Source organism: Pseudomonas sp. GM48, from assembly GCF_000282335.1.
In the GTDB taxonomy this organism is placed as follows: Bacteria; Pseudomonadota; Gammaproteobacteria; order Pseudomonadales; family Pseudomonadaceae; genus Aquipseudomonas.
Genome location: NZ_AKJM01000085.1, coordinates 75,281 through 96,762 on the forward strand (window position 1 = coordinate 75,281; position 21,482 = coordinate 96,762).

Here is a 21,482-nt window from a genome sequence, read left to right on the forward strand (position 1 = left end):
AACCTGGTTTCAGGTTGCCGCACTTCCCAGAGAACCCAGAAGCGCATGCCCTAGAGAGACTTGCGCTTTTTTGGGGATCATCTGGACAGGTGCCGTTTACTGGCCCTGCTGACCTAGCACCGCCCTACGGTAGACCTGAGCAAGGTATTGAGCATTGCTTCCGAATTGGCGTGCTATTCGCTGCCAGCCATTTAGATCGACAACGGTGAGAATCGAAGAGCCGTCCGTTGCCCAATTACCAACGATGTGAGCTTTCACAGACTCTACGAACTCCTTCAGTGCGAAATAGAATTCCTTCCCTGCGAGCAACGTAGCCTGGACTTCGGGGTAACCGGCACTGTGCAGCCAGTCAGTTAGCCCTAACCGCAAAGCGTCCTCTACCCGCTGGAGATCGATATACAAATCTTGAAATGGATCGAACGCGCGCTCAGGCATCCAACCCAAGCTAAAGTCATACGTCTCCAGCCAGGTTAGATCTGCCAAGGTGATGCGAGAAGGAACATAGCTCTGCAGCGCCTTTAGCGAGGTAATGTATTCATCCGCAGAGGGTGGCTGAACAATCGCCGCTAAATCAAAAGCATTCGGGAAGATGTTCCGGAGGACATTGCCAGGAACAGCGCTGAGATCACTCGCCTCGTAATCTGCCCAATGCTTGACATGGACTGGGAAGGTCGTGCCGTCGGGTCGCGTGTGACGATACACAGTGCCGCTGTTTTGTTGATCCTGGATGGTTGTGTGCCTGTTCGCTGTCGTGAACACCACGTAACACTTGATCTCGCCCTTGTAACCGTCGGTCTTTGCGACCTCAGTCAGCACGTTATCCCAAGTGAAGGAGGTCTCAACCATCTTGCACTGACCTACCAGAGGTAAGGGCGAATTAACGGGTACTAAGTCGACGCCAAACTGGCTTTGGCCCCGACTGCCGTAGGATCGATAGCTGACCGAATAACCGTGCTTGCTGGCAATTTCTTGCATAAAGTAACAACAGAGCTGTTCCCATTGCTCCCAGAACTGAGGCTTCAATCCATTCATAGCGACTCCGATTCCATATAGATAATGCTGCCGATGGCGGCAGCCAGATTCCCGCCAAGAAAGTCTGCCGTAGTGGCTCCCTGATGTCACCCCGATTATGGGAGGGTGAATACAAGACTGGCGATTTAACCGATGGCCCGTTCACCAGCTCATACACCTGCGTCATCGGGTGCGAAGGTGTGAGCTTCCGTGGGCCTATCTACGCCCATCCGATTCCCTCATAGCCACCTCACGGTTTTTTGTAGGTGAGTTCGACGGACGCATACTGCGTAGAAAGTTATTGCGACCAATGTCGGCGCTGAGGCGGTGCGCTGGCCGTGGTCACAGCTGTCCGGAAAGAACTCCAAAATCTAAAGGTGCGCAGGGGCTGGAAGGACGCAATTCCTTCGGCAGCGATCCAACCAGGGCGATTAACTGCCACCCTAGTCAACGTCTAACGGGGCATCGTGCTGCCAGAGCTGGGTGACTGAACAGACAGTTACTGTCAGCCCCGATTGACCTCAACGCCCAGAAGCCCTGGCTGCATTCGAAGTCATTGGTCGCTGAGCAAAAACCAGGGCACTCGATCCGGAAAGATCAGCGATGCGCAGATCGCACCGATCCGCGTTGCAGGATTTCGAAGCGACGTGTCATGACCCATTTGCGGCTTGCACGCCTCCTCCCACCGCTTCGCAACATCTGCCACCGTCCAAACCTTTTGGCCGATCTGGAACACATGGTTTATGCCGTTGCGAACGAAAGGCTGGCTGAACTCCAGGTAGCTTTGCGGAAGGAAGATCTTGAGGTGGGCGTGATCAAGACTCAACAGGGTGTAATCCAGTTCTTCCTCAAGGGAGTGCCGCCCACTGATGAGCAGGACGAGCGCCAGGGTTTCCGAGGGTGAGCTGCTCAAGCGCTTCAACTCGGCAGGGTCTTTGTCGGCGCGCGCCTTGAGATAACCGTACACATCCTCTGCCGAGAGCAATGGCCGGGCAAGTCGCCCATCGTGCTCAACCAGCGCGTTAATCAGTGTGCTGACGACCAATTCGCCAAGGCCATTGAGCTCATCAGTTTTGATGGCTGTAAGGAACGCTGCCCAGTACGGCGCTTCGTCTTCGCTCATGCCGGCACAGGTGCTTGCGTAATGCTCCAGCAGAAGACTGCTCAGGTGCTCCAGTGCTTCTCTCAGTGGAGCGTCACTGATGCCGAGCTCCCGAACCAGATGCACTGCTGCGCCGGCCCAACCCAAAATCCGGGAAATACGCTGCGGAAGATAGAACAGGTCGGGAATGCCATGACGGCACAACGAGCCGGGATTCTCTCGAAGCCCATTGACGATGTCCCAAAGCAGGTGCTCGACCTCCGCTACGATCTCGTGGGCAAGCCCCACGATACAGTCGCGCGAGGTACTGTTTTGGGATGACTGAAGGAGCAGAGCAACGCACGTCGCGCTCAGCTCTACCCGAGAGAAGCTATTGGCGTGACGCCCTGTGCTCTTTTCCAATGATTGCCAGATCCCGCCAATGAACGCACCGACTGAGTTGGGTGTGTCGGCCAAGCGATCCACGAACTTCGTGAGGACAGGGAAAAGCCGTTGCGGAGTGAGATCGTGCTCCGGGGCAAACATCAGCGTGTAGAGTTCGGCGGAATGACTGCTAATGGCTTGTCCGGCTGGTGATGCGGGTGAGATCCCAGTGATCCCCAGCAAAGAGGATGTTGGGTTGTCGGTAGCATGCGGATTGCCAAACAGCGGCATGTGACCGTACAGGTTGACGCCCCATACGGATGGCATTTGCCCTCCCTGGGTCTGCTCTGACACATACTGCGCAGCGGGTCGGCCTATGTCCAGCAGATCGAGCATACTGGCGCGCGAACCCGTGTCGATTTCTCCATCCAGCACTTTGAGCAGCGCGAGGGTTCCATACCCGCCATGACTGGTCTCGCCGGCGTACTGATCTGCCGCTGACGATACAAAAAATGAGACGCCGAATGTCTTGGCCTTCCCGATCACTTCGGGCTTCAGCAGGATGCCCAGGTTGGAAACCATCCCGCCCGCGTTGCAGGCATCAATGATGACGTTACAGTGAGCAGCTTTGAGCTCGTTGAAGTACTCGAACAATCGACTGATGGCAAACCCCGTGGTTGAAAGGCGATCAGCTCGGGTATCGCTCACGCAGAGGAAATAACTGTCATTGGCTTCTCCGCCATGACCTGCAAAGAAGAGTGTGAAACTCTCGATTTCATCGTACTTGTCTTGAATCTCAAGCAGCGTCGCATCCAGCTGATGCCTGGCCGGAGAGTGAAGCAGATAGGCGTCCGCTGGCTGGATACTGCTCAATGGCCCCGTGGAAAGCGCGGTACGGATAGAAAGCGCGTCACGCTCGGCTCCAGACAGCTTATTGAGCGATTGATAAGCGTCACAACCAATGCACAACAAAACCCTGGCCATCACTGCTCCCTGCTACGAAATTTGGATTTCCGCGCGGCTTCCTGCGCCAACGCCTGGGCGGTTTTGAGCTTCTTGACCTCCTCGACCCTGGCCAGCAGCGCTGGTTCTTGCAGCGAGGGATCAGAATGGAGGCGTTGGGCGAGGCTGGGGTGCATGCGAAATTCTGGAAGCGAAACTTGGCCATCCCGATCAACCGAGTATTCGACTTGCTCGATGGCTTTGAGCATCTGCTCGCCCAAGCTCCCCGAGGAGCCATCGATGACGTTACCGTGCTCTTCGCAAGTATCGGAGAGCATCTGGTAAAACGCTTTGGCAAAGCTGTCGGCCATGCTATTGGAAATCTCATTGACTGTGCGCTCAATGACGTCGAGCCGACCGTCCATGATGTCCTCAAAGCTCAACCTTGTTTCGTGCTCGATCGTCTGCATCTGGTCGACACGGTCAGGGTCGTAGCTGTGATGTGATTGCCACGATCCTCCGTGGCTGAAGCGTTGGACTTCATCGCCCCCACCGACTTGCCTCCGCGCTTGATTGAGCTTTTCCCCTGTAGCTTTCATGAATGCCTTCATGACGAGCTCTGCCTGCGCATCAAACGGGAAAGGATGGGCTTTATCCCTCATGTCTCACTCCTCTTTGATCAAGCTTGCCCCGTTCAGCCAGACAGTGTCGCGCCGCTGACAGAACCAGAAGGCCTCTGCCACAGAACCAGCGCGATGGCGGAACGCGCCGATGCCGCAAGCTCTTGCAACTGCTTCGGTACGAGCTGGCCATAGTATGGCATCTCTCGCTACAGCACCCGCCAACGTTCTGGTCTTGCGGCCTTCGCGATTACCGAAGTCCCCCTTGCGAGATCACTGATTCAGCAGCGAGCACTACCCATTTCTTCCTGCCAAGTGATAGCCCGCCGTCAACACCTATCCTGAAACACCTCATCCTGATGATATTTGAGGTAAGCAACGAGTTCTTTAGGAACGAACCGCAGTGGCTTGGGTAGGCCCAATGCCCTCCGATGTTTGGCATCGACACGCTTAGAGATTTGCATTTGGCCGGTCTTATCGAACGTAATAAGCCCTTTATCGAACAGCGCGTCGAGATTCGCCGAAAGGAGAAGACCATTGTTGCTATCGAGGCGCTGCTTAGGCGTTGAATCAACCCATGGGATTACATGAGAAGCACGAAGAACTTCTCTGCAGTCCAACCCCGTTACAGAACAGGCGTTGCCCCACACTCGCATCAGATCCTCTCGAAACTTACCCTGACCGCGCCGTGCGTTAATCCTGGTGAGAACCTCCGTGACCGGGTCGTTGCCGTCAAACATGTCCTCAGCGGCCAAGGGCTCAGTCGGAGCACACTGAATGGCATCACTGAGCCGCACCCACATCTCTTTGCGCTGCCTCGCTGGAATCGCATCCATGAGTCGACCGACTGTTGGGAGGTCAAGCTCGGTGTAGCTGCTGTACATTCCAAGCAACCGTTCCTTCCCGGTGATCCTCCGAGGATCGAGTGTCACCGGTTCGTCAAACCACCAGTAAAACTCTTCTGGACAGATCCAGTTCGGAATCCAATGCAGATCCTTTTCCCAGGTTTTAAGAAATTGACGCTGACTATTCCGATGCTGTTTTTGGACATTCTTGATTTCCCAGGCATCTTCCCAAAGGTCGTGCAGCGATAACTTTTGGACAATTTCCTCACGTTGCGGCCGATGCTGATCATGAGAGAGTGCGAAAGCATTCCCCGCAATACCCACTAACTGCTGGATTCCATCATGCGATGCGGTCAGGAATACGAAAGTTTGACCAGCATTTTCGTCGAGCGGAGCTGCGCCTAACCCTTCCGTATGAAAAACGCGAAAATGCTGTTTTCCGCGCGATAGGTGCATCCTTGGGGAGTTGTTCCACTCTTCATGGCCATAACCATTCTCCTTGGGATAACCACCGGAGCCAATGACTCCTGATGGTGCCAGGTACTGATTTGTATTCCAAAAAACAGGCTTCAGAATGAAAAGTGCCATCCGTTTCCTCGCTCTTGCGAAATCGGGCGTTTACCCGCTTGTGAGCACATTGGAAGACGCTTCGTCGCGTGTAACGTACTCACAGACGCAGGCGTCAGTTTTTGAAAAACATTGATAGATGTCAAAAGCGATCAGAAGAGAAAGGCGCCGACAACGGTTAACCTCCCCGACCGTTTTTAATTAGTGGTTTCTAGCGCCCCACTGATTTCAACGATGCAGTCATGCACACGGGTCAACACTTCATCGAGATGACTTTCCGTTGCCTTATCACCTTGATCCAGCACACAGCGATCCTCCTTGACCATATAGCGGGTCGAGGCAAAATACAGATCTGCCCAGTCCGGAACGGCATGCGCAGGCTGGGTGAATGAGGGAAGCCGATGAGTCAGCCCATCACGATCATGGCCACTGAAGAAAGGAAACACACCCAACCAGGTGTGCTTATAGATCTTGACCCACACACCATCAGGCCAACTGCGCAATCGTACATCCAGGTCATACTGCTGCTTGTCTGATTTGGCTGAAAATCTGGTCTCCATCTCGCTTGCACATTCCACAAACAAGCCGTCACTGACCAAACGCTCCTGCAGACAGCGAAATAGCTCAGTCATCTTGCGCGCCTTGCAATATTCGTAATGCTTCACAAGATATGTGTACGCTTCTTCGTTCTGTTGGAATACTTCCCAGCACAGGCGGTTCAGCTCGGAGTTACCTGACATTGTTTTTTCCACGTGAATGATGAACTGGTCGATAAAGTGGGCGGCAGCTGGAATGCTGGACGGGGATTGGCGCAGAAGCGCTGCTAGTTCGCCATAGGATTGGTAGTAAACCGGCACACTGGAACTTGAGTCGAGAGTGGGGGATTCCCTACCAGTCGGGGTGAGATAAACCAGAGCCCGAGACTCGTAGTTCGGGTAGAGCTCGCACAGCGCTTTTTGATAGCGCGCAACCTGGTTGTGCTGATCAGCAGCCCAAATCTTGTTTTCTATCGCAATGACGAGACGCAGGGTCGGAAAATCGAGCAAGACATCGATGTGTGCCAGTTCCCTGGCAATCTTGGCTTTGGCCCCTTTCGTGCCTTCCAGCACCTGCAGTGACAATGCCTGCCCCATGAATGGCATTTGCGAAAGAGAGGCAACAAAAGCATCCCTGAACCACGCGCCCAAACCATGAGCTTCGCGCTCATTCATAAGCGCAGCCAGAATGTTCGAATGAACCAGCTCTTTGGTACTCACACCCATCACTTTGAAAAGGTCGAAAGCCTTTGTATAGCGGCTTAAAGCGGCAAAATCAGAACTGGTGCGCAAGACTTCCAGTTGCTCAGAGGCGTCCATACCATGAATCCTTTTAAGCGATCGAGATGTTCGCTGTAGCTGAGGATGTTAGAGCAAGCAAGAGGCATAATGCCATCTCAAGAAAGATCCCAGAGCAGATAAAATCAAAATGACGCATCGAGAGCCCTGCATCATTTAAACCTTAACGCAGAAACGATGGAGCCCACACATGAGAAAGCCTCCTACGAAAATCTTCATCGAAGAATGGGATGGTGACGGCGCGATTCGAATACCCGATGAGGCGTTGCAGGGGCTGGAGCTTGATGTTGGCGACTCGCTATATTTAATAGAAGAATTTGTCGGCAATACGCGCTGCCTTGTCCTCTCAAAAACGCCTCAAATCGCGGATCGAATAGACGAACTCACTGGGGCCTTGAATAGTGGAAAATAATAATGATTGACACGAATCGTCTCTGGCAACGCGAACGCAAACGTCGCTACGCATTGTGGGATTTAGAAAAACTGCAGCCTGGATCTGATCGAGCGATTCAGTATCTTGCGATTCTTGATGAAATTGAGCGCCAAGATCTAGATGACCCTATTGGCGAAGCAGTCGCCATGTCGGTTGATGAGCTACGAGAAGATGTCCCAGAGACCGAGATCGAGGGAGCCAGCGGATCCCACTTCGTAGTCGTGCTTGACGAGCACATACCAGAACCTTGGAAGACCCGCTTCGAAGAAGCGAGTACTGGATCTACCCGTCTACGGCAGGGTAGCTATGCGAGAGATTGGCGTCGTTTTTTACGACTATGGGAGCGGGAGATGCAGCATCTCGCAGCACATAGAGAGATGCGTTAAGCCCTGGCCTAACGAATCTCACACTAGAACTCCTCTCACCAATCGACCGATAAGATCGAAGACAGCTTTTGTTTCCACCCTCGTCCTCAGCATGTCGATTGGACGCTTCGAGCCAAGCCCACGAACCGGCACACTCATCCATTCCGTCGCAGCGGCGACATCGTTTTCGAACAGGTAAAGGACTTCCTCAAAGACAGCTACCAATGCTACGAGGCGGTCGCTTTCTACGGCGTTGAACCGCCCTGTTTCCGCTCTACGCGCTAACGTCGAGGGTGCTATGCAAATCGCCTTGGCGATAACCACCCGCTGCGCCTGCAGAAGGCTCGCTATTCGTTCAAGGAATTCGAATGGCAGTCCTTCATGAACCAGGTCATGAAGCATGGTGCCGCGTGATGGGAGCCCCAGGGTCATCCAAACGCTCTGTGGGATCTGGGGCCCTGGTTGGTATTCCTTGATCGATGACAGCACTTTCACCTCCATCTGAAGAATCTAAAACTGAGCCAGGCCAGTTGGCCCGAACCAGCGACATATCTATTTCGCGCAATGTTGGATCTGTCAGCCTCAGGAAGACATGATATTGAAGGCAGCGTTGTCATCCTAGCTTAGGTGTCTTCGTGGCTCCCACGAACTGGTATGCACTACTTTGCTCCCTCAGCCTTTTCTATCTCGCGAGCATCCTCACGGCCAGATTTATGGTAACCAAAACATGGCACTGCTACTCCAGAAGGCGCGCCTACCTGCTTCAGTTTAAAATCGGAGCCAGTTATCTGTGTGTAGAAGTAAAGTATTTGCGAGCTCATCAATGCTTGAGCGAGCCCATTGGTGGTGTTCAACCAACATATAAATTTTGAAACGCTCATATCCATGTTTCAGAACAAACATGCGTCCAACAGAAGGAAGAATCAGGCCAGTAACAGCATCAGCATTTTTTGCGTCGCTGGCCCAAGACACACTACCGTGTACCGAGTTCGACCTTTACCGGGTTTCAGAATGGCGAAGCATGCGACCCGCTTAGCAAGTTCATTAATGCTGGCATTGCGGTGAACACGACCACCAAACTCCACACGCTACAGGTAAGCCTATCGCCATGGTTTACACACGATATTTTCCTGACTCTCTTTAGTGGCAAACGAGTCAACCCTGGACTAGAAGCAAGCAGAGACGATAGTTTTTAGGATATGGAAGATGGCTATGACTTGAATGCCCCACGACATATCACTTGAGCGCACTAAATATTTCTTGGCTGCAAGTCTCCTTATCCATTGGCCAGCGCGATCAAACTCGCCCCGTAAATTCGCAGCATCCTTTTCTATATCTAGAGCGTCAAAGCATAGTCAGAAACTAAAAAGAGCGGAAGTTAGGAATTCGCGTGATCGGGTAAAAATTTTTATTATTGAAGCGGGAGTATTGCGCCCGTTAAAAGAAACGAGCGCCTTCACTAATGGGTCTGCCATGAAGCTAAAAGCGCATCAAGGCTGCGGAATTCCTTGATCAACACTGTTAACATGGTGTGCAGTATCAATCGACGTGACATTAGTGGCTTGCGTTACTATCTCGGCACTGGCTTTGGTAGCTCTGTTAAGATCTCGTTCGCGGATCATCTCGTCTATGTTTTCTTGCGACGGAGTCAACTCGCCCAGATCCAAAGATTGATTACCATTTTTGTACTGAGTAGTCATCGATTGATTATCAGTCCATTTATCAACCAGATCTACCAAGCTGCAAAAAACCTTTTGCCCTTGAGTGCGCCTCATAAATTGAATCATATGAAATCCGCGCTTTTCGATACCAATAATTATGCCCTCGTAGCAATCCCGAATTAGCTTCTCGTCAAAATCACCGCTACTAACCCCAACCGCAATAAATTCATAAAAATTCATAACATAATTTAAATCTTTGGCAGCCTGGATCTGGCCATCAGCAAATTTTATATCTTTATAGCGGCTTTTAGTGGGGCTTAATGCATGCTCTATGACAGCAGGATTTATTAAGCACCCGATTGGAAACATATTAGAAAAATTATCGTTACGCTTAAAAAAATACTCGCTATAACGGTGATTCATAATTGTACTAACCGTGTGCGCCTTTCTTGCAGCCGCCGAATTAATTGTAGCCTGAACCCACCAACCTGCACCTAGGAGAGAAGAACTTACAAATAAAGCAAGTGAGGTTTGATAATCTGTGCCTTTTGGATCTTGCAATTTAAGAACCAAGTAGCAAGTCACCGTCACAACAAAGAACGATATCGAAATGTAGCGAATACCGGCTTTGGTTTCAGAGTATTTACTAGAGATTGCTCTGTACAGAGATGTAATGACCAGTGCTGACGCGAAAGAAAAGACACCAAAATAAAGCCACTCATTCAAACTTTGCCTGGCCAAAACCTCTAGGATCTGGTTAAAACTCCGCACAATAGCAATCATTGCGAAAATGCAGCACGCGGTAAAAAATACACCCTGAGAAAACGACAACCTTTTTAGCATTACTATCTTCCTTAAAAACTAAATAAGAAAAGGCCCCGTAGGGCCTTTTCTATTAGGGCTGGATTATTCCTGAGAACCGATGTTTGCGTAAGCCATGTTCAACTCCTCCATAGGTAAGATGCAATGTAACTTTAATGGATTGGAGTCAGATAGACCACGAATGATCAATTGATAATTTCTATCAATTTAATTAAGTTGATTGATCCACTCAACTGCCGAGTTCGAATCGCTGTCTAAACCCGAAATAACTTGCCAAGCATCGCTACGTATACCCGGCCACAAATGTGAACCCACCAGCCAAACCTCCAGTCTTAAGCATCCGAGACCATCATGCGGGTCAAAAATTGATCTGCCGAACAGTCTTCACTAATAAGCTATTTGACACCATAGCAGGGGGGTGAACGTCTGGTTCCGAAGAGGAATAATGCCGCTGTTTGGAGCGTTGAAGCAAAAACACCCTTCCCAGCGGGGTCGAAAGATGACGTTTCAATCATCTAGGCCTCGAGGTTGCATGGGGCAGAATGCCACCGAAGAAGAATAATGAGTGGTAGACATCGACGATTTTTTCGGAAAGCGGATAAGCTCAATCTTAAAACTATGGTGAAACTGATGCTGAAGCACCGCAACCAAGTATATTGAATCGCCTAGTCACCGACTAATTCGTGGATGTCCGCCTGACAGGCCTGCACAGCGATCAATCCTCAATCTGCAGTTTCGGTGATGGCGATAATTCGTTGAGCATGCGCTGAGACGGGCACGCTTTACTCCATGAACCACGCCGACGGCACCGGTACTGGCTAGCACTGAACAGCCACCGGCAGAATCCGCGACGTCGAGGAGGACTGAAAACTGCGTGTCAGCAGTGTCAAGGCGATCGCTAACGAGCCTGGTCTTTTTTGTGTTGGTCAAAGTCTCATGATGGGATTTGTCGCTGGGCAACGGGCGTTCGTCCTGCTCAGCCGATGGGACGCCCTCAGCTTCCCTAGTCACGTCCCGGCTGCGGTATTCACTCCCCAGCTGCAATCGCGGATTGCCTTTCAAACCATGTACGATAAGGTCGGCGTCATGAATGTCCAAAACCCGGCCCTCCCCGACTCGATTCCTCCGTCAATTCTGGCGAGCGCAGACTTGCTTGTAACGAAGACAGCTTACCTGGCCGGCATGGTCGCGCTTGAAACCGCAGCGTGCTTGAGCAGACTGTTGATGGACTCTGACCCCCATTACTCAAGGATCATCGACGGGTACCACACAGAGCCAGAATTTCTGAAGAATGCACTTAACTCAGCGAACCAGCAGTCCACGCTGGAGAAAGTACCTGAGCTTCGTCGACGTATCGTTGCGGCGCTAGCCCACCACTTACACCTTCTCCAAACTCAAGCGTTTCCCGAGGGTAAAGAGGCTGTTGCGAGGGTGATCATTTATCAGCATTTGGCTCAGCTCGGGTTGCATCCCCACCTGTGGTCACTTGCTCGCGGCTTGGCCCGGAGGAACGAGGAATATCACGCTTTGGCTCCGGCTCATCGCACGCGAGTGAGCGAGTCTACTAGTGGTGTCCAACCCTCAGGTAAATCCACCCTCAGCTTCATTGCATTCATGCTTGAGGTTTGTCACAGAGAAGTAGATTACATGACTGCTGCGCTGAATCGCGGCCGGCTACGGGAAGCTGTTATGCAAGTCTTCAGAACGCATTCGCGCTTAACAGAGGCAGAGATCAAACCGCAAACAGGGTCGGCATTTCTTGCGCTGCTGATCCAAGGCGCATTACCGCGTACCGAGTTCGAAACCTTTACCGGACTTCAGCCTAGCGAAGCATGCGATCAGCTAAACAAGGTGATTAATATTGGCCTTGTGGTGAGCTCGGCATCTAATCGTCATACGCTGCGGGTAGGCCTACCAGTCTGGTTTGCGCAGGATATTTTTCCTAATTTCTCTTTAGAGGAAAGCGAAATCAAGCCGGGTTAGAAGCCCGAAGAGCCGATAGTTTTTGGGCTGTTGATGCGGTCGATGTTTTGAATATCTCGTGATTTGTCTCTTGGTTTTTTGCGCACCTATCTCCGAGGTCGGGCCGTTGCAGCGGCGAAGGCTTGAATATTCCGCGATGACACCCATCAGCACGGGCTGACTGGAATATCGTGGCATTTGTCTCTTGGTTTAATGCGGGTTGATCTCCTGTCGAGCTGTGGCTGCTTTCGATTCGCGAATATTCCGTGATTTGTCTCTTGGTCTTCAGCGACAGCATTTGCAGCCATGGAGGCGTTGGCTGGCCGGAATATCACGTTTTTTGCTCTTCGCCATGAGCCATCGCAATCAATCTCTATCCTGCTTTGAAGCCGCTGTCAGGTGTTGGTAAAGCTCAGCGAGGAGCCGGGCATCGAGCAAAGCATGATGCGGAAGCTCGGGAAGTGTAATGTTACCGATGTCGTCGGCTTCAAAATGCCTGAACAAGTGGATCAGATTGGTAGGCCTGTTCGCCACATGGCTTGGCCATTTGTGATCGACATACGCGAGCTGACAGAAAAAGTCCCAATCCCAGTCTGGGGCATCCGAGCAGACTTCCAGTTGGCCTTCGATACAGCCGAGGAAAACCCTCAGTGCGGCTTGGGCTTCCACGAGTGACATCCCATAGAGGGATAGATTCAGCTGAGGCAGTACGTTCTGGATTACGAAGTCACTGCAGTCCGCAACCTGATAAGTGTCGGTCAGCTCCACATAAAACTCGTCGCCGGTCTCCGATACTAATGCCAATGAGATCAGCTTTGTATTCTGGTTGAGCTGCGTGAATTCACAATCCAAAAATAACCTCATCCTCACCTCCTCCAGGTGACTCCATCAATGCGCCAGAGTGCCGTGTATCCGCATAAGACCCTTCAGCGGTGGAAGCATCTGGGGAGGCCATCTTGCAACTTGAATATCCAAAGACGATGGATTCCGTATATTGATCTCGCTCATCATCGCCTCAAGCTACGATGTTAGGACGGTATGTTGCCAGTATCGCTACCGGTGAATGGCAGATCGGGACGACTTTCGAAATAAAAATCAGTCACTGACTCATGCTCGGAGATTACTCCGAGCATTTTTTCCGCATATACGGAGATCATTTCCTCGACATCTGGACGCTTGACGCGGGATGCGAGCAGGCCTGCTGCCTCGCAGAAAATTGCGACTGAGTTCGCTGCAAGGTAATAGGCGAACGAGATTTTCTCTGCCCTCGTTGCCGTATGAGCCGCATCCTTAGTCACCGCATCATCTTGTGCCAACTCTATGAGTGTTTGATTGAATACATCCTCTGAGAATCCGTGGATTGAATCAGAGGCAGGCGCGAATAGAATATGGTATAGGCGCTCCATTCCGACGGAAATGAAGCGATTTCTTGCATCCGGCCATCCGGGCACTTTTCTGCTACTGTCCAACTGCTTGAACATATGCTTCATCATCGCAACCTGCTCTACAAACGCCTCCGCTCGTTCCAAACCTTTAGGATCAGAATCGTTTTTGGCATATGTCACCCAATGATCAGCACGTTTCTTTGTCTGGCTCAGGTAATGAATCAATAGAGAGCGGCTGCGATTAGTCGTGACGTCGTTTACGATCAATATCAAGTTGATGGCGTTTTCTAACGAGCACCTGGCTAGCGCTTCCGCCGAGGAGTAGCAGCTAGCCTTTAGACAACTCAGGATGCCCACATTCAAGTCATTAATGTTTGAGCCTATGGCGTAGAGCGCGATTTTTGGGAGAAGCGTGTACTCTCCATCCTTATTAAAATCGAGCAAGCTCAGTGCCTTATAGGTTTGCTCTTGGCACTCTTCGAGCACAACCAGTTGCTTTTTATGGTCAATGTGCGCTTGGGTAAACTGCTGAAATGTCTTAAGAAAGTCCATAAAATCTCGAAATATCCGTATGCGTGTGCTCTACACGTATTGCTTAATGATCAGTCTAACTGGAAACAGTAAATCTACCTCGTAGATACCCACGACGCCCAGAGTTCAATCTGGGTGCGTGGGCGGGACATCAAGTACGGAGGTTACGATTCAAATCTCATCGTCTGGCAGCCATGGGATGACTCCCTTTGGGCCAACGTCCCAGTTGTGATAGAGGATTTCGCCGCTCACAAACGCTCCCGTGGCGCCGGTGAATATGCACTCATTGATATTCGCGTTGCGCAGATCAGCTCCATCGACTTTAGCCCCCAAAAAACATGCCCCACGAAGGTAGGCCCCACGAAGATCAACGCCTCTCAAATCTGCATAACTAAAGTCTCGTTTGAGCGTAGCGAGGACTCAACTGCGACCTCCTCTAAAGTCCCCGATGCCCGACATCAACTCTCTACTTCCTCAGCTTGGAAGACCTCGATGAGCTTCTGGTTGTAGTCATCCAGATAGCTCTGAAGCCCGTCCCGGTCGATCAGCCGGACGCCTGCTGTGCCGGCCAACTCTTTTGCAGACTTTGTATAGTAGGAGTTCGTGACTACCATAGCCTCGTCGCACCCGTAAAAAGCTTTAGCCGAAATGGCTTGCTGCACAGCCGCGTTGCCTACAGAGCCAGAGTAGTTCTTAGCCTGGATAACCATGTTTTTGCCGAACCGGGTAACGAAAAGATCTGCGCCTTGATCAGCCGTCTTCTTGGTCTCTTTGACGTCATAGCCAATAGTCTGGAAGATCTCAACAAGGAAGGCTTCGAATTGGAATCCGTCCATGGCATCCACCAGGTACATGGTGATGAACTGGTTCGGATTGAAATGCTCGAGCTGTGATCCCAGCCGCTCGACGAGAATGTCGAAATAAATCTCCTCGCATAGACTCAAGCCATTCCGAAAAGCCTGCAGCGGAAGGAGTGGTACGCCGGAAGTGGTGGCTGATTGGGGATTGAATTGAACATTGGGAAATGGAACGTCATTTTCCCAAAGGTAGTAGTAGAACAAGGCCAAGTCAGACCTGAATGTCGTCCCGGCCTCTTCAATCCAGGAACGTAAGGTGTCAGCAAGATCAGCTCGGATGTGGCGGGTCAACTCTCTCGAGAAGCCCAGGTAGGCAGAGTTGAAAGCCGTGGTCTGCAGCAACTTGTCCAAGAGAGATGGCAGCCCTTCGAGCTCGTCAAAGCCTTTGCGAATCAAGACCTCCCTGAACAGTTCCCTCTCACTGTACACACCATCCAATCGTGGCCCAGGCACACCCGCGTCATCGCTGCTGCCTGCACTTTCGCGGGTGGTGTGAATGAAGTTCGTGAAGTAAGGTTGCTTCAGCTCCGAGTATTTTCTCAACACATTGTTAAGGAGGTCGTTGAGCTGAGCTTGCTCTTTCTTCTTACCGAGAAAATCCTTAATCAGGCCTTTTGATCGGTACTGGAAATCTGGGTAGAACGAGGGATCCAGCGGGGTGAGATGTCGCAGAGTAAGCTCTGATGATGGTGAAACCTGAGAGCCCATGCACCATGGGCACGCAGTCTCAAAAGTAGTCCTGTTGCATCCATTGCATTGGTAAATCATCGTGCCCGCCCCTTCCCGAAGTCATCGCGCGTATCGTGCCAGCGACCATAGCGCAGTGCCACTAGCACGTCCACGGGCATGCCTCTCCGGCATACACACCACCAATCAGGAATACAGTTCTACCACTAACGGCCTGTTAGGGAGTCAGGGGCGATTCACTAGCTCTTCCCGAATCAGATTGAACAACTCCGCTTGGTACACGGCGTCGTCCAAGGCATCGTGATTGCCAGAACTTGCAGGATTCACAACTTTCTCAATCTCACTCGACCGAGTAGATCTCCAGGTGCGTTGAGCGGTGCCGAAGAACATAGACTTGATGTCTAGTGCCGCTATACCGAAAGGGTTCTCACCAAGAAATTGGTAGAAGTAGTAGTTCACAAAGCTCCAATCGAACGATGCGTTGAACCCTACGAAGACAACCGTCTGGCCGGCATCAGCGAGTGACTCAACCCATGCCTTGAACTGTGCCATCGCCTCACTAGGTTCGAGGCCCTCTTCGCACAGTTTCTCCAAGCACAACCCCGTGACCTCCAGAGCTGCTGGTACAAACTCATCCGAGATAGGCTTCAGGTAGCATGAAAACTGCTCTGCTGGATTTGAGGTTACACATGCGCCGATAGACAGCATGCTGTATTTACCAGGAATTGGGCCTGATGCCTCAATGTCTACAGAGACGAAAATTTCTTTATCGGCTTTCATAATTACTCCGGTTGAGCAGCTGCCTGGCAGGCAACCGCCGCGTCAGATGCTAGACATCGAAACGCTTGAAAAGATCGGAGACGAAGGGCGTTGGGAAAGATATAGCCCGCCCCTTCCCACCTAACCAAAAACAGACCTGACCGCTTACTTATCTTCCATGACCGGAGATGGCCGCATCGACAGAATCGAATCGGTCAGATCCTTGAAGCTCAGCGGTCGATTTGGGAAGGCTTTCGCCATCGCGCTTGGATACAGGCGAGTCCGGATATCAGAATAAGTCCAGGCTGGCTGGCCGTCGCGCTCACCAGTAACAGCTGCCAACTCAGTTAGTTGCTTATCCGTAAGGCCCAAGCCTGCCAAGTCCATGCTGAACAGCTCTTTTCGCTCAGCTACATCGGGACGGGTGAACTCTTCAACGATGGCTGCACGACGGCGAAGTGCTGCGTCCAAAACGGAAAGTCGGTTGGTGCACAAAATCACCACGATCCGGCCACCATACTTGCGCAGTTCATCTACGCCCTGGATCAAGGTGTTCACAGCCACCTTATCTTCGTGGTGACTCTGGCTCTGCGAGCGGGAGGATGCGATCGAATCGCCTTCATCAATGATGAGAATCGCCCGACGCTTTTTACCTGCTGCTTCGACAACTTCAGCGAAAGCCTGGGTCAAGAGGGTGCCCATCTCTCCGACCTTGCCGGAGCCACGAACACGGTTGCTCAGCTTGAACAGAACCGAATCTTCAGCGCGAGAATCACGGACAATGCGGTTGGCGATGCACTCCGCTGTCGCAGTTTTCCCGGTACCGACGTCGCCATGGAAGATCACCAGAGGATACTGGTCGGCTACCAGGTTGCAGATCGGCAGCACACTTTTATGGTGCACCTTGCTCCACTCGGACAACTGGCCCTGATTCAGCAGGAGCTGGAGCTGGTTTTGCACACGCTCATAGCGGCCCGCAAACCCGAGCAACACTCTCTCACGATCAGTCAGCTGGGTGTCCGGCAACTCAATCGCCGAGTCAAATACAGTGTTATTGCTCATCGGGCGTAATCCTTCCGTTCCATGCCGTAGCCGTTGCTGGAGTACTCACGCCCGCCGCTCTGAGTGAGCTGGGAGTGTGAGATATCTTCGTAGTTGGTCGTCCAGCCGCCTTTCATTTTTCCGGCCATTTTTTCCTGGGCTCTCGCGTCGTAGGCGTCGGTTGTAGACAGGACTATCCGCAGGCGTGGGCTAGGGAGCTTTGGCCAGAGCGCATTACCAGGCCGCTGATTAGCCAGAGACCCAGACTCGTTTACGTAGAACCGGGCTGCCTTATGCTCGATACCATGGCTCAGCAAAGTGAGATCGACATACTTGAGATACCCATGCCTGGCTAGAACCTCAATGTCGTGCCCCCACTCCCGCGCATCAGCTTCGGTGATAGCGCCGCTGCTCGAAGCGATCATCAAGAGGTCAGCAGTCACCCGCCGTGCAACCGCCTCAATGTCAGTGGTGGTGTAGGTGCTGGTTTGGGTGGCGGTAGAACTCATGCTGCGTCCTCCACCTTGAAGCCCTTACCGAACAACTCCTTCCACACTTCGAAGTCATCCTCGATCGAGGCGAAGTGCGCGGTTTCCCACGACTCCTCGGCAAGCTGAACGATTTCCTTGCGCTCATCCTCGGTGATGCGGCTCGCGACGTTGTTCGTGTCGCATACCGGATCAATGATCACTACAGTATCCTTGAACTGAGGCACCCAGCCGTTCTCAGGAAACTTGATGACCTCCTTGAGCCCGGACTGCACGATGTACAGCAGGAAGTCCCGGAAGCGCTTCTCCAGCGAGCCAGTCTTGCCATTCACTTCAAGCACGTGGGCCATGATCAGCTCAATGTGGAAGGACTTGAGTGGCACTTCCTTCCAGGTACGCCAGCGCTTAGCCAGGCGCACCAGGGTGCGGAAGTCCGGATCGTCATCCTTCCGAGCCTTCACGAAGTTCACCTGGCACGGTGCGCAGGTTTCAGTCTTCGAGCCGTCAATCCGGTCGAACTGCCAGCCGTAGCCTTCCTTGTTCGGGTTCTCGATGACCGGAACGATATCAACCTCAAGCCCGGTACCCACGAAGGTGACCTTCGCTGCCTTGCGCTGGATTTCGAAGTCTTCAACAGACTTGTTCGGGTACAGGCTGACCAGCGCGTCGTAGATTTTCTGGCTGAGGGTCGCGAAGGTCTCTTCATCCACCTTCTGGCCGCTGATGTAGAAAACCACGTCGACGTCGGCGGGGTTCTGAGCGTTGGGCCGCAGGATGGTGTGCTTGGCGAAAGAGCCTGCCTTCACCACCTTCTTGATGGTGATTTTGTCCTGCTTCTTCAGGCTATCCTTCAGCGCTGCGATCAGGCGGTCGACCTGTGCGTTGTAGGTCTCCCGCTTGTCCTTCGGCAGGCGCAGCACGTTACTGTCGTAATACTTGATCTGTGTGTTGGTGAGTGGCATGTGCCATCCCCTCCTAGAAATGTTGTGTTAGTCGCAACAGCCTCCCTACCAGCAGCTACACCACATGCCGACGGATGAGATGGCGCGGCGATTCGAGCACCAGAGCCCAAATCGCCCTTACGGCTTACTGCAGTTCAACCCTGCCCGTACCATTCGAAGATCCGGCCAGGAAAATTGCGAACCGCAGATTGCTAGCGTATGATTACTATACGCATAGTTTTTAGATGCAGTCTAGTTTTTATACGCTATCGAGGCTTGAACATGACAACCGAGTCCAAACCCATGGACGACTTACCCATCAAGGGACGGCAAGGAGCACGTTGGGGCCAAGAGCGTCGCTTGGAATTCATTGATTATCGATTGCGATGGGATGGGCAGATCAACCGAAGCAACCTCACTGACTTCTTCGGCATTTCGGTGCCGCAAGCCTCGTTGGACATAACCGAGTACGCGAAGCTTGCAGAAGGTAATCTGGAGTACGACACCCGAGCCAGGGTTTACCGGGCTACCGAGTCATTCAAAGCGGTATTCCAGTCGAGCTCAGTGGAGCGCTATCTGGAGGATTTGCTTCGCGTCGCTGTGCAGCGAGAGATCCCATACGGTAGCTTCCTGGGTTGGCAATCTCCGGTTGCTGGCGTCCCCAAGCTGGGTCGACGCCTCAACGCTGACGTCGTTGGAGAAATCCTGCGCGCTATCCGCGAGATGGGTTATGTCGAAGTCTTCTACCAGTCCCTGACCGACCCTGAGGGCGGCGAACGGAGGCTGTCCCCTCACGCCCTGGTGCATGACGGTAACCGCTGGCATGTCCGGGCTTACTGTCACAAACGCAAAGGATTCAGAGACTTCTCTCTGACACGTATCAAGCACTGCAAATACGCGGGGCAGGATCGAGAGCGTGCTTCGGAGGATCACGCTTGGAACACCATGGTGGACGTGGTTCTCATCCCACATCCCGACCTCACGCCAGCACAGCGCCAACTGATCGAGAGCGATTTCCTAATGGAAGGCGGTGAGATGCACATCGAATGCCGCCGAGCGCTTCTCATATACCTCATGTTCCAGCTCAACCTTAATGAAGATCAGGCTGGCCAGAGGCCCGAGGTCATCCAGCTTGCCCTCAAAAACAGGGATGAAATCCAGGCGCGGCTTAAGTCATAACACCTAAAAACCCAGCCAACACTCAACACCTCAGCTACCGGAATTGTCACGATGGCAAACCTTGAAAATGAATTCATTCTGATTGCAGGCAGCATCTCCAAAAAGACAGAGAAGGCCTCGATCGATCTCGCGCACGACTTCACTCGCGCGGTTACTAAAAGCGTCCTGGCCGCACAGGGTGGCTTGGTCGTCTACCTGGCAGGTCTACCTGCCAATGAGAGTGGTGACGCGCTGACGTTCGATTGGACGGTAGCCTACGAGGCTGAGAAATTGTTGGCCGCTTGCCCCCCAGCCCATCAGCTGAAGATCGTTACCTCTCAGCTGGCTATGCGGGAAAAAATGACTCCAGAGCAGCGAATGCTCATCCGCCGGCTCTCGGCTGAAAATTTCGCGGAGATCATCTACCTCGAAGACGATGTGATCACCGGCGGAAACATTGGTGATGAACAAGTGGAAGTTGCCACGGCGATGATTGCGCTGGGTGGTGGTAAAGGTGTTTCAGACCGAGCCCGCAAGATGCGCAGACGGAAGCTGCCCGTGCTGCCATTTGATTTGAACCTTGGTGGGTTAAGCGAGGACGGCCAAGGAGCGCTCGGCCTTCACACAAACTTCTTCAAGGAGCCCCTGGCGTTGTTTCCGTTCACCGGAGAGCAGGTGAAAGGACGCTTGTACAGCATGTCGCTGCAGGAGCCGCTCTACGGCCTGGACAAGTTGGCTGATCTTTCCGTTGGGCTTTTCCAGGCCGAGATTGAGGCCCGGGAGGCAGCACGTTCTCCAGACCTCCTGGTCATCACGGCCATCGCCATTGAGCTCGCTGCCGCGAAGAAGGTATTCGGTATTGGCGAGGATGTACCTGCACGTTACTCAAAAAATGGTATTCATTTCTGGCCTGTGACGATCCAGCGAGCGGATGGTCATCTTTCATGTGTAGTTGCCTCTCTAGGCAACCCTGGCAACGTCAATGCGAGCGCCATCACCACACTTCTGCTGTCAGAGCTGAACCCAAAAAAGGTTCTGATGATGGGGATCGCCGGCGGTCGTCGTAAAAAACTGAGTCTCGGCGAAGTCATTTTGTCCGAGCGCGTCGTGTACTACGAAGGGGCAGCAGCGCAAGCTGGTGGCACGCTTGCGCTACGGCCAGAGATGCAACGACCTGGGCTTTCTACCCAGCAAGATCTCAATGCTTATTTCGCGACAGCGTCTCTACCTGATCGCCTGCAAGAGCGTGCGGAGAAGCTGGGCTTCGCGATCCCGGCAGAGTCCACCGCTGGCGACGTTGCAGTAAGGCTGATGGTATCGCCTGCAACCATTGCCTCCGGCGAACTGCTCGTTCGAGACCCAGAAGTCTTCGCAGGCTTCCAAGGCATTCACGAAAAAGCACTGGTCGCTGAGATGGAAGCTTACGGGGTATTCGACGCCTGCGAAAAGCAGAACGTACCCGTATTGGTCGTCCGCGGAATCAGCGATTACGGCGACACAACCAAGGACAACACCTTCCACAAGGTGGCTTCCGAAGCGGCCGCCATTGTGACCCTCGACTACGCCATACATGGTTGGAGCCGAAAGGCCGATAACTGACCTGGATGC

The 21,482-nt window shown here is 52.5% G+C and carries 19 protein-coding genes and 1 pseudogene; 5 read left to right on the forward strand and 15 right to left on the reverse strand.

What is annotated here, in order from left to right:
• Nucleotides 1-96: 96 nt before the first annotated feature.
• From PMI28_RS13080 to PMI28_RS13060, 5 genes are all read right to left on the reverse strand, one after another.
• On the reverse strand, nucleotides 97-1,032 hold the full coding sequence (locus PMI28_RS13080; RefSeq protein ID WP_007987508.1) for a hypothetical protein: 936 nt from the start codon (nucleotides 1,030-1,032) through the stop codon (nucleotides 97-99).
• A 532-nt stretch (nucleotides 1,033-1,564) separates the two neighbouring features.
• Nucleotides 1,565-3,460, reverse strand: coding sequence for a caspase family protein (locus PMI28_RS13075; RefSeq protein ID WP_007987510.1), 1,896 nt, complete (start codon nucleotides 3,458-3,460; stop codon nucleotides 1,565-1,567).
• Nucleotides 3,460-4,080 (reverse strand): hypothetical protein, encoded by a 621-nt coding sequence (locus PMI28_RS13070; RefSeq protein WP_007987511.1) that lies wholly within the window; start codon nucleotides 4,078-4,080, stop codon nucleotides 3,460-3,462. The genes PMI28_RS13075 and PMI28_RS13070 overlap by 1 nt, the downstream gene beginning before the upstream one ends.
• A gap of 287 nt (nucleotides 4,081-4,367) precedes the next feature.
• Nucleotides 4,368-5,471 (reverse strand): HNH endonuclease, encoded by a 1,104-nt coding sequence (locus PMI28_RS13065; RefSeq protein ID WP_007987513.1) that lies wholly within the window; start codon nucleotides 5,469-5,471, stop codon nucleotides 4,368-4,370.
• A gap of 176 nt (nucleotides 5,472-5,647) precedes the next feature.
• Nucleotides 5,648-6,805, reverse strand: a complete 1,158-nt coding sequence (locus PMI28_RS13060) for a PDDEXK-like family protein (RefSeq protein ID WP_007987515.1) — start codon at nucleotides 6,803-6,805, stop codon at nucleotides 5,648-5,650.
• Between the two features lie 169 nt (nucleotides 6,806-6,974).
• Here PMI28_RS13060 and PMI28_RS13055 point away from each other — a divergent pair, with 169 nt between their 5' ends.
• Both PMI28_RS13055 and PMI28_RS0128590 read left to right on the forward strand, forming a co-directional pair.
• Nucleotides 6,975-7,196 (forward strand): hypothetical protein, encoded by a 222-nt coding sequence (locus PMI28_RS13055; RefSeq protein ID WP_007987517.1) that lies wholly within the window; start codon nucleotides 6,975-6,977, stop codon nucleotides 7,194-7,196.
• A 2-nt stretch (nucleotides 7,197-7,198) separates the two neighbouring features.
• Nucleotides 7,199-7,603, forward strand: coding sequence for a hypothetical protein (locus PMI28_RS0128590; RefSeq protein WP_033063370.1), 405 nt, complete (start codon nucleotides 7,199-7,201; stop codon nucleotides 7,601-7,603).
• An 18-nt stretch (nucleotides 7,604-7,621) separates the two neighbouring features.
• Here the strand turns inward: PMI28_RS0128590 and PMI28_RS0128595 are convergent, their stop codons facing one another.
• Together PMI28_RS0128595 and PMI28_RS13050 are read right to left on the reverse strand one after the other, a co-directional pair.
• The gene (locus tag PMI28_RS0128595; RefSeq protein ID WP_238540693.1) at nucleotides 7,622-8,071 is read right to left on the reverse strand and encodes an antitoxin Xre-like helix-turn-helix domain-containing protein; all 450 of its coding nucleotides are present in this window, start codon (nucleotides 8,069-8,071) and stop codon (nucleotides 7,622-7,624) included.
• Between the two features lie 1,001 nt (nucleotides 8,072-9,072).
• On the reverse strand, nucleotides 9,073-10,086 hold the full coding sequence (locus PMI28_RS13050) for a DUF4760 domain-containing protein (protein WP_007987519.1): 1,014 nt from the start codon (nucleotides 10,084-10,086) through the stop codon (nucleotides 9,073-9,075).
• A gap of 1,065 nt (nucleotides 10,087-11,151) precedes the next feature.
• On the opposite strand from PMI28_RS13050, the gene PMI28_RS13045 reads away from it, so the two are divergent.
• On the forward strand, nucleotides 11,152-12,048 hold the full coding sequence (locus tag PMI28_RS13045; RefSeq protein ID WP_007987521.1) for a hypothetical protein: 897 nt from the start codon (nucleotides 11,152-11,154) through the stop codon (nucleotides 12,046-12,048).
• Between the two features lie 345 nt (nucleotides 12,049-12,393).
• Here PMI28_RS13045 and PMI28_RS13040 read toward each other — a convergent pair whose 3' ends face one another.
• From PMI28_RS13040 to PMI28_RS13010, 8 genes and pseudogenes are all read right to left on the reverse strand, one after another.
• A complete protein-coding gene (locus tag PMI28_RS13040; RefSeq protein ID WP_007987523.1) occupies nucleotides 12,394-12,891 on the reverse strand; it encodes a 3'-5' exoribonuclease in 498 nt (165 codons plus the stop codon).
• 164 nt (nucleotides 12,892-13,055) lie between these two features.
• A complete protein-coding gene (locus PMI28_RS13035; RefSeq protein ID WP_007987524.1) occupies nucleotides 13,056-13,964 on the reverse strand; it encodes a DUF5677 domain-containing protein in 909 nt (302 codons plus the stop codon).
• Nucleotides 13,965-14,114: 150 nt separating this feature from the next.
• Nucleotides 14,115-14,330, reverse strand: a pseudogene (locus tag PMI28_RS31580) (pentapeptide repeat-containing protein); the annotation flags it as partial.
• Nucleotides 14,331-14,401: 71 nt separating this feature from the next.
• Nucleotides 14,402-15,568: a restriction endonuclease gene (locus PMI28_RS13030; RefSeq protein WP_033063374.1), complete on the reverse strand. Its 1,167-nt coding sequence runs from the start codon at nucleotides 15,566-15,568 to the stop codon at nucleotides 14,402-14,404.
• Nucleotides 15,569-15,712: 144 nt separating this feature from the next.
• The gene (locus tag PMI28_RS13025) at nucleotides 15,713-16,267 is read right to left on the reverse strand and encodes a 3'-5' exonuclease (RefSeq protein WP_007987528.1); all 555 of its coding nucleotides are present in this window, start codon (nucleotides 16,265-16,267) and stop codon (nucleotides 15,713-15,715) included.
• A gap of 144 nt (nucleotides 16,268-16,411) precedes the next feature.
• Complete coding sequence (locus PMI28_RS13020; protein ID WP_007987530.1) at nucleotides 16,412-17,308, reverse strand: AAA family ATPase; 897 nt, start codon at nucleotides 17,306-17,308, stop codon at nucleotides 16,412-16,414.
• Nucleotides 17,305-17,796, reverse strand: a complete 492-nt coding sequence (locus PMI28_RS13015; protein WP_007987532.1) for an HORMA-1 domain-containing protein — start codon at nucleotides 17,794-17,796, stop codon at nucleotides 17,305-17,307. Before PMI28_RS13015 ends, PMI28_RS13020 begins: the two co-directional genes overlap by 4 nt.
• The gene (locus PMI28_RS13010; RefSeq protein WP_007987534.1) at nucleotides 17,793-18,737 is read right to left on the reverse strand and encodes a CBASS oligonucleotide cyclase; all 945 of its coding nucleotides are present in this window, start codon (nucleotides 18,735-18,737) and stop codon (nucleotides 17,793-17,795) included. Before PMI28_RS13010 ends, PMI28_RS13015 begins: the two co-directional genes overlap by 4 nt.
• 339 nt (nucleotides 18,738-19,076) lie before the next feature.
• Between PMI28_RS13010 and PMI28_RS13005 the strand changes: the two genes are divergently transcribed.
• Both PMI28_RS13005 and PMI28_RS13000 read left to right on the forward strand, forming a co-directional pair.
• A complete protein-coding gene (locus PMI28_RS13005) occupies nucleotides 19,077-19,895 on the forward strand; it encodes a helix-turn-helix transcriptional regulator (RefSeq protein ID WP_157395764.1) in 819 nt (272 codons plus the stop codon).
• 51 nt (nucleotides 19,896-19,946) lie between these two features.
• Entirely contained in the window at nucleotides 19,947-21,473 is a 1,527-nt protein-coding gene (locus PMI28_RS13000) for a phosphorylase family protein (RefSeq protein WP_007987538.1), read from the forward strand.
• The last annotated feature ends 9 nt before the right edge of the window (nucleotides 21,474-21,482 follow it).

Bases quoted from the DNA above. Each gene is read 5' to 3' on its own strand.
- PMI28_RS13080 (WP_007987508.1), bottom strand. From the start codon at position 1,032: ATGAATGGATTGAAGCCTCAGTTCTGGGAGCAATGGGAACAGCTCTGT.
- PMI28_RS13075 (WP_007987510.1), bottom strand. From the start codon at position 3,460: ATGGCCAGGGTTTTGTTGTGCATTGGTTGTGACGCTTATCAATCGCTC.
- PMI28_RS13070 (WP_007987511.1), bottom strand. From the start codon at position 4,080: ATGAGGGATAAAGCCCATCCTTTCCCGTTTGATGCGCAGGCAGAGCTC.
- PMI28_RS13065 (WP_007987513.1), bottom strand. From the start codon at position 5,471: ATGGCACTTTTCATTCTGAAGCCTGTTTTTTGGAATACAAATCAGTAC.
- PMI28_RS13060 (WP_007987515.1), bottom strand. From the start codon at position 6,805: ATGGACGCCTCTGAGCAACTGGAAGTCTTGCGCACCAGTTCTGATTTT.
- PMI28_RS13055 (WP_007987517.1), top strand. From the start codon at position 6,975: ATGAGAAAGCCTCCTACGAAAATCTTCATCGAAGAATGGGATGGTGAC.
- PMI28_RS0128590 (WP_033063370.1), top strand. From the start codon at position 7,199: ATGATTGACACGAATCGTCTCTGGCAACGCGAACGCAAACGTCGCTAC.
- PMI28_RS13050 (WP_007987519.1), bottom strand. From the start codon at position 10,086: ATGCTAAAAAGGTTGTCGTTTTCTCAGGGTGTATTTTTTACCGCGTGC.
- PMI28_RS13045 (WP_007987521.1), top strand. From the start codon at position 11,152: ATGAATGTCCAAAACCCGGCCCTCCCCGACTCGATTCCTCCGTCAATT.
- PMI28_RS13040 (WP_007987523.1), bottom strand. From the start codon at position 12,891: ATGAGGTTATTTTTGGATTGTGAATTCACGCAGCTCAACCAGAATACA.
- PMI28_RS13035 (WP_007987524.1), bottom strand. From the start codon at position 13,964: ATGGACTTTCTTAAGACATTTCAGCAGTTTACCCAAGCGCACATTGAC.
- PMI28_RS13030 (WP_033063374.1), bottom strand. From the start codon at position 15,568: ATGATTTACCAATGCAATGGATGCAACAGGACTACTTTTGAGACTGCG.
- PMI28_RS13025 (WP_007987528.1), bottom strand. From the start codon at position 16,267: ATGAAAGCCGATAAAGAAATTTTCGTCTCTGTAGACATTGAGGCATCA.
- PMI28_RS13020 (WP_007987530.1), bottom strand. From the start codon at position 17,308: ATGAGCAATAACACTGTATTTGACTCGGCGATTGAGTTGCCGGACACC.
- PMI28_RS13015 (WP_007987532.1), bottom strand. From the start codon at position 17,796: ATGAGTTCTACCGCCACCCAAACCAGCACCTACACCACCACTGACATT.
- PMI28_RS13010 (WP_007987534.1), bottom strand. From the start codon at position 18,737: ATGCCACTCACCAACACACAGATCAAGTATTACGACAGTAACGTGCTG.
- PMI28_RS13000 (WP_007987538.1), top strand. From the start codon at position 19,947: ATGGCAAACCTTGAAAATGAATTCATTCTGATTGCAGGCAGCATCTCC.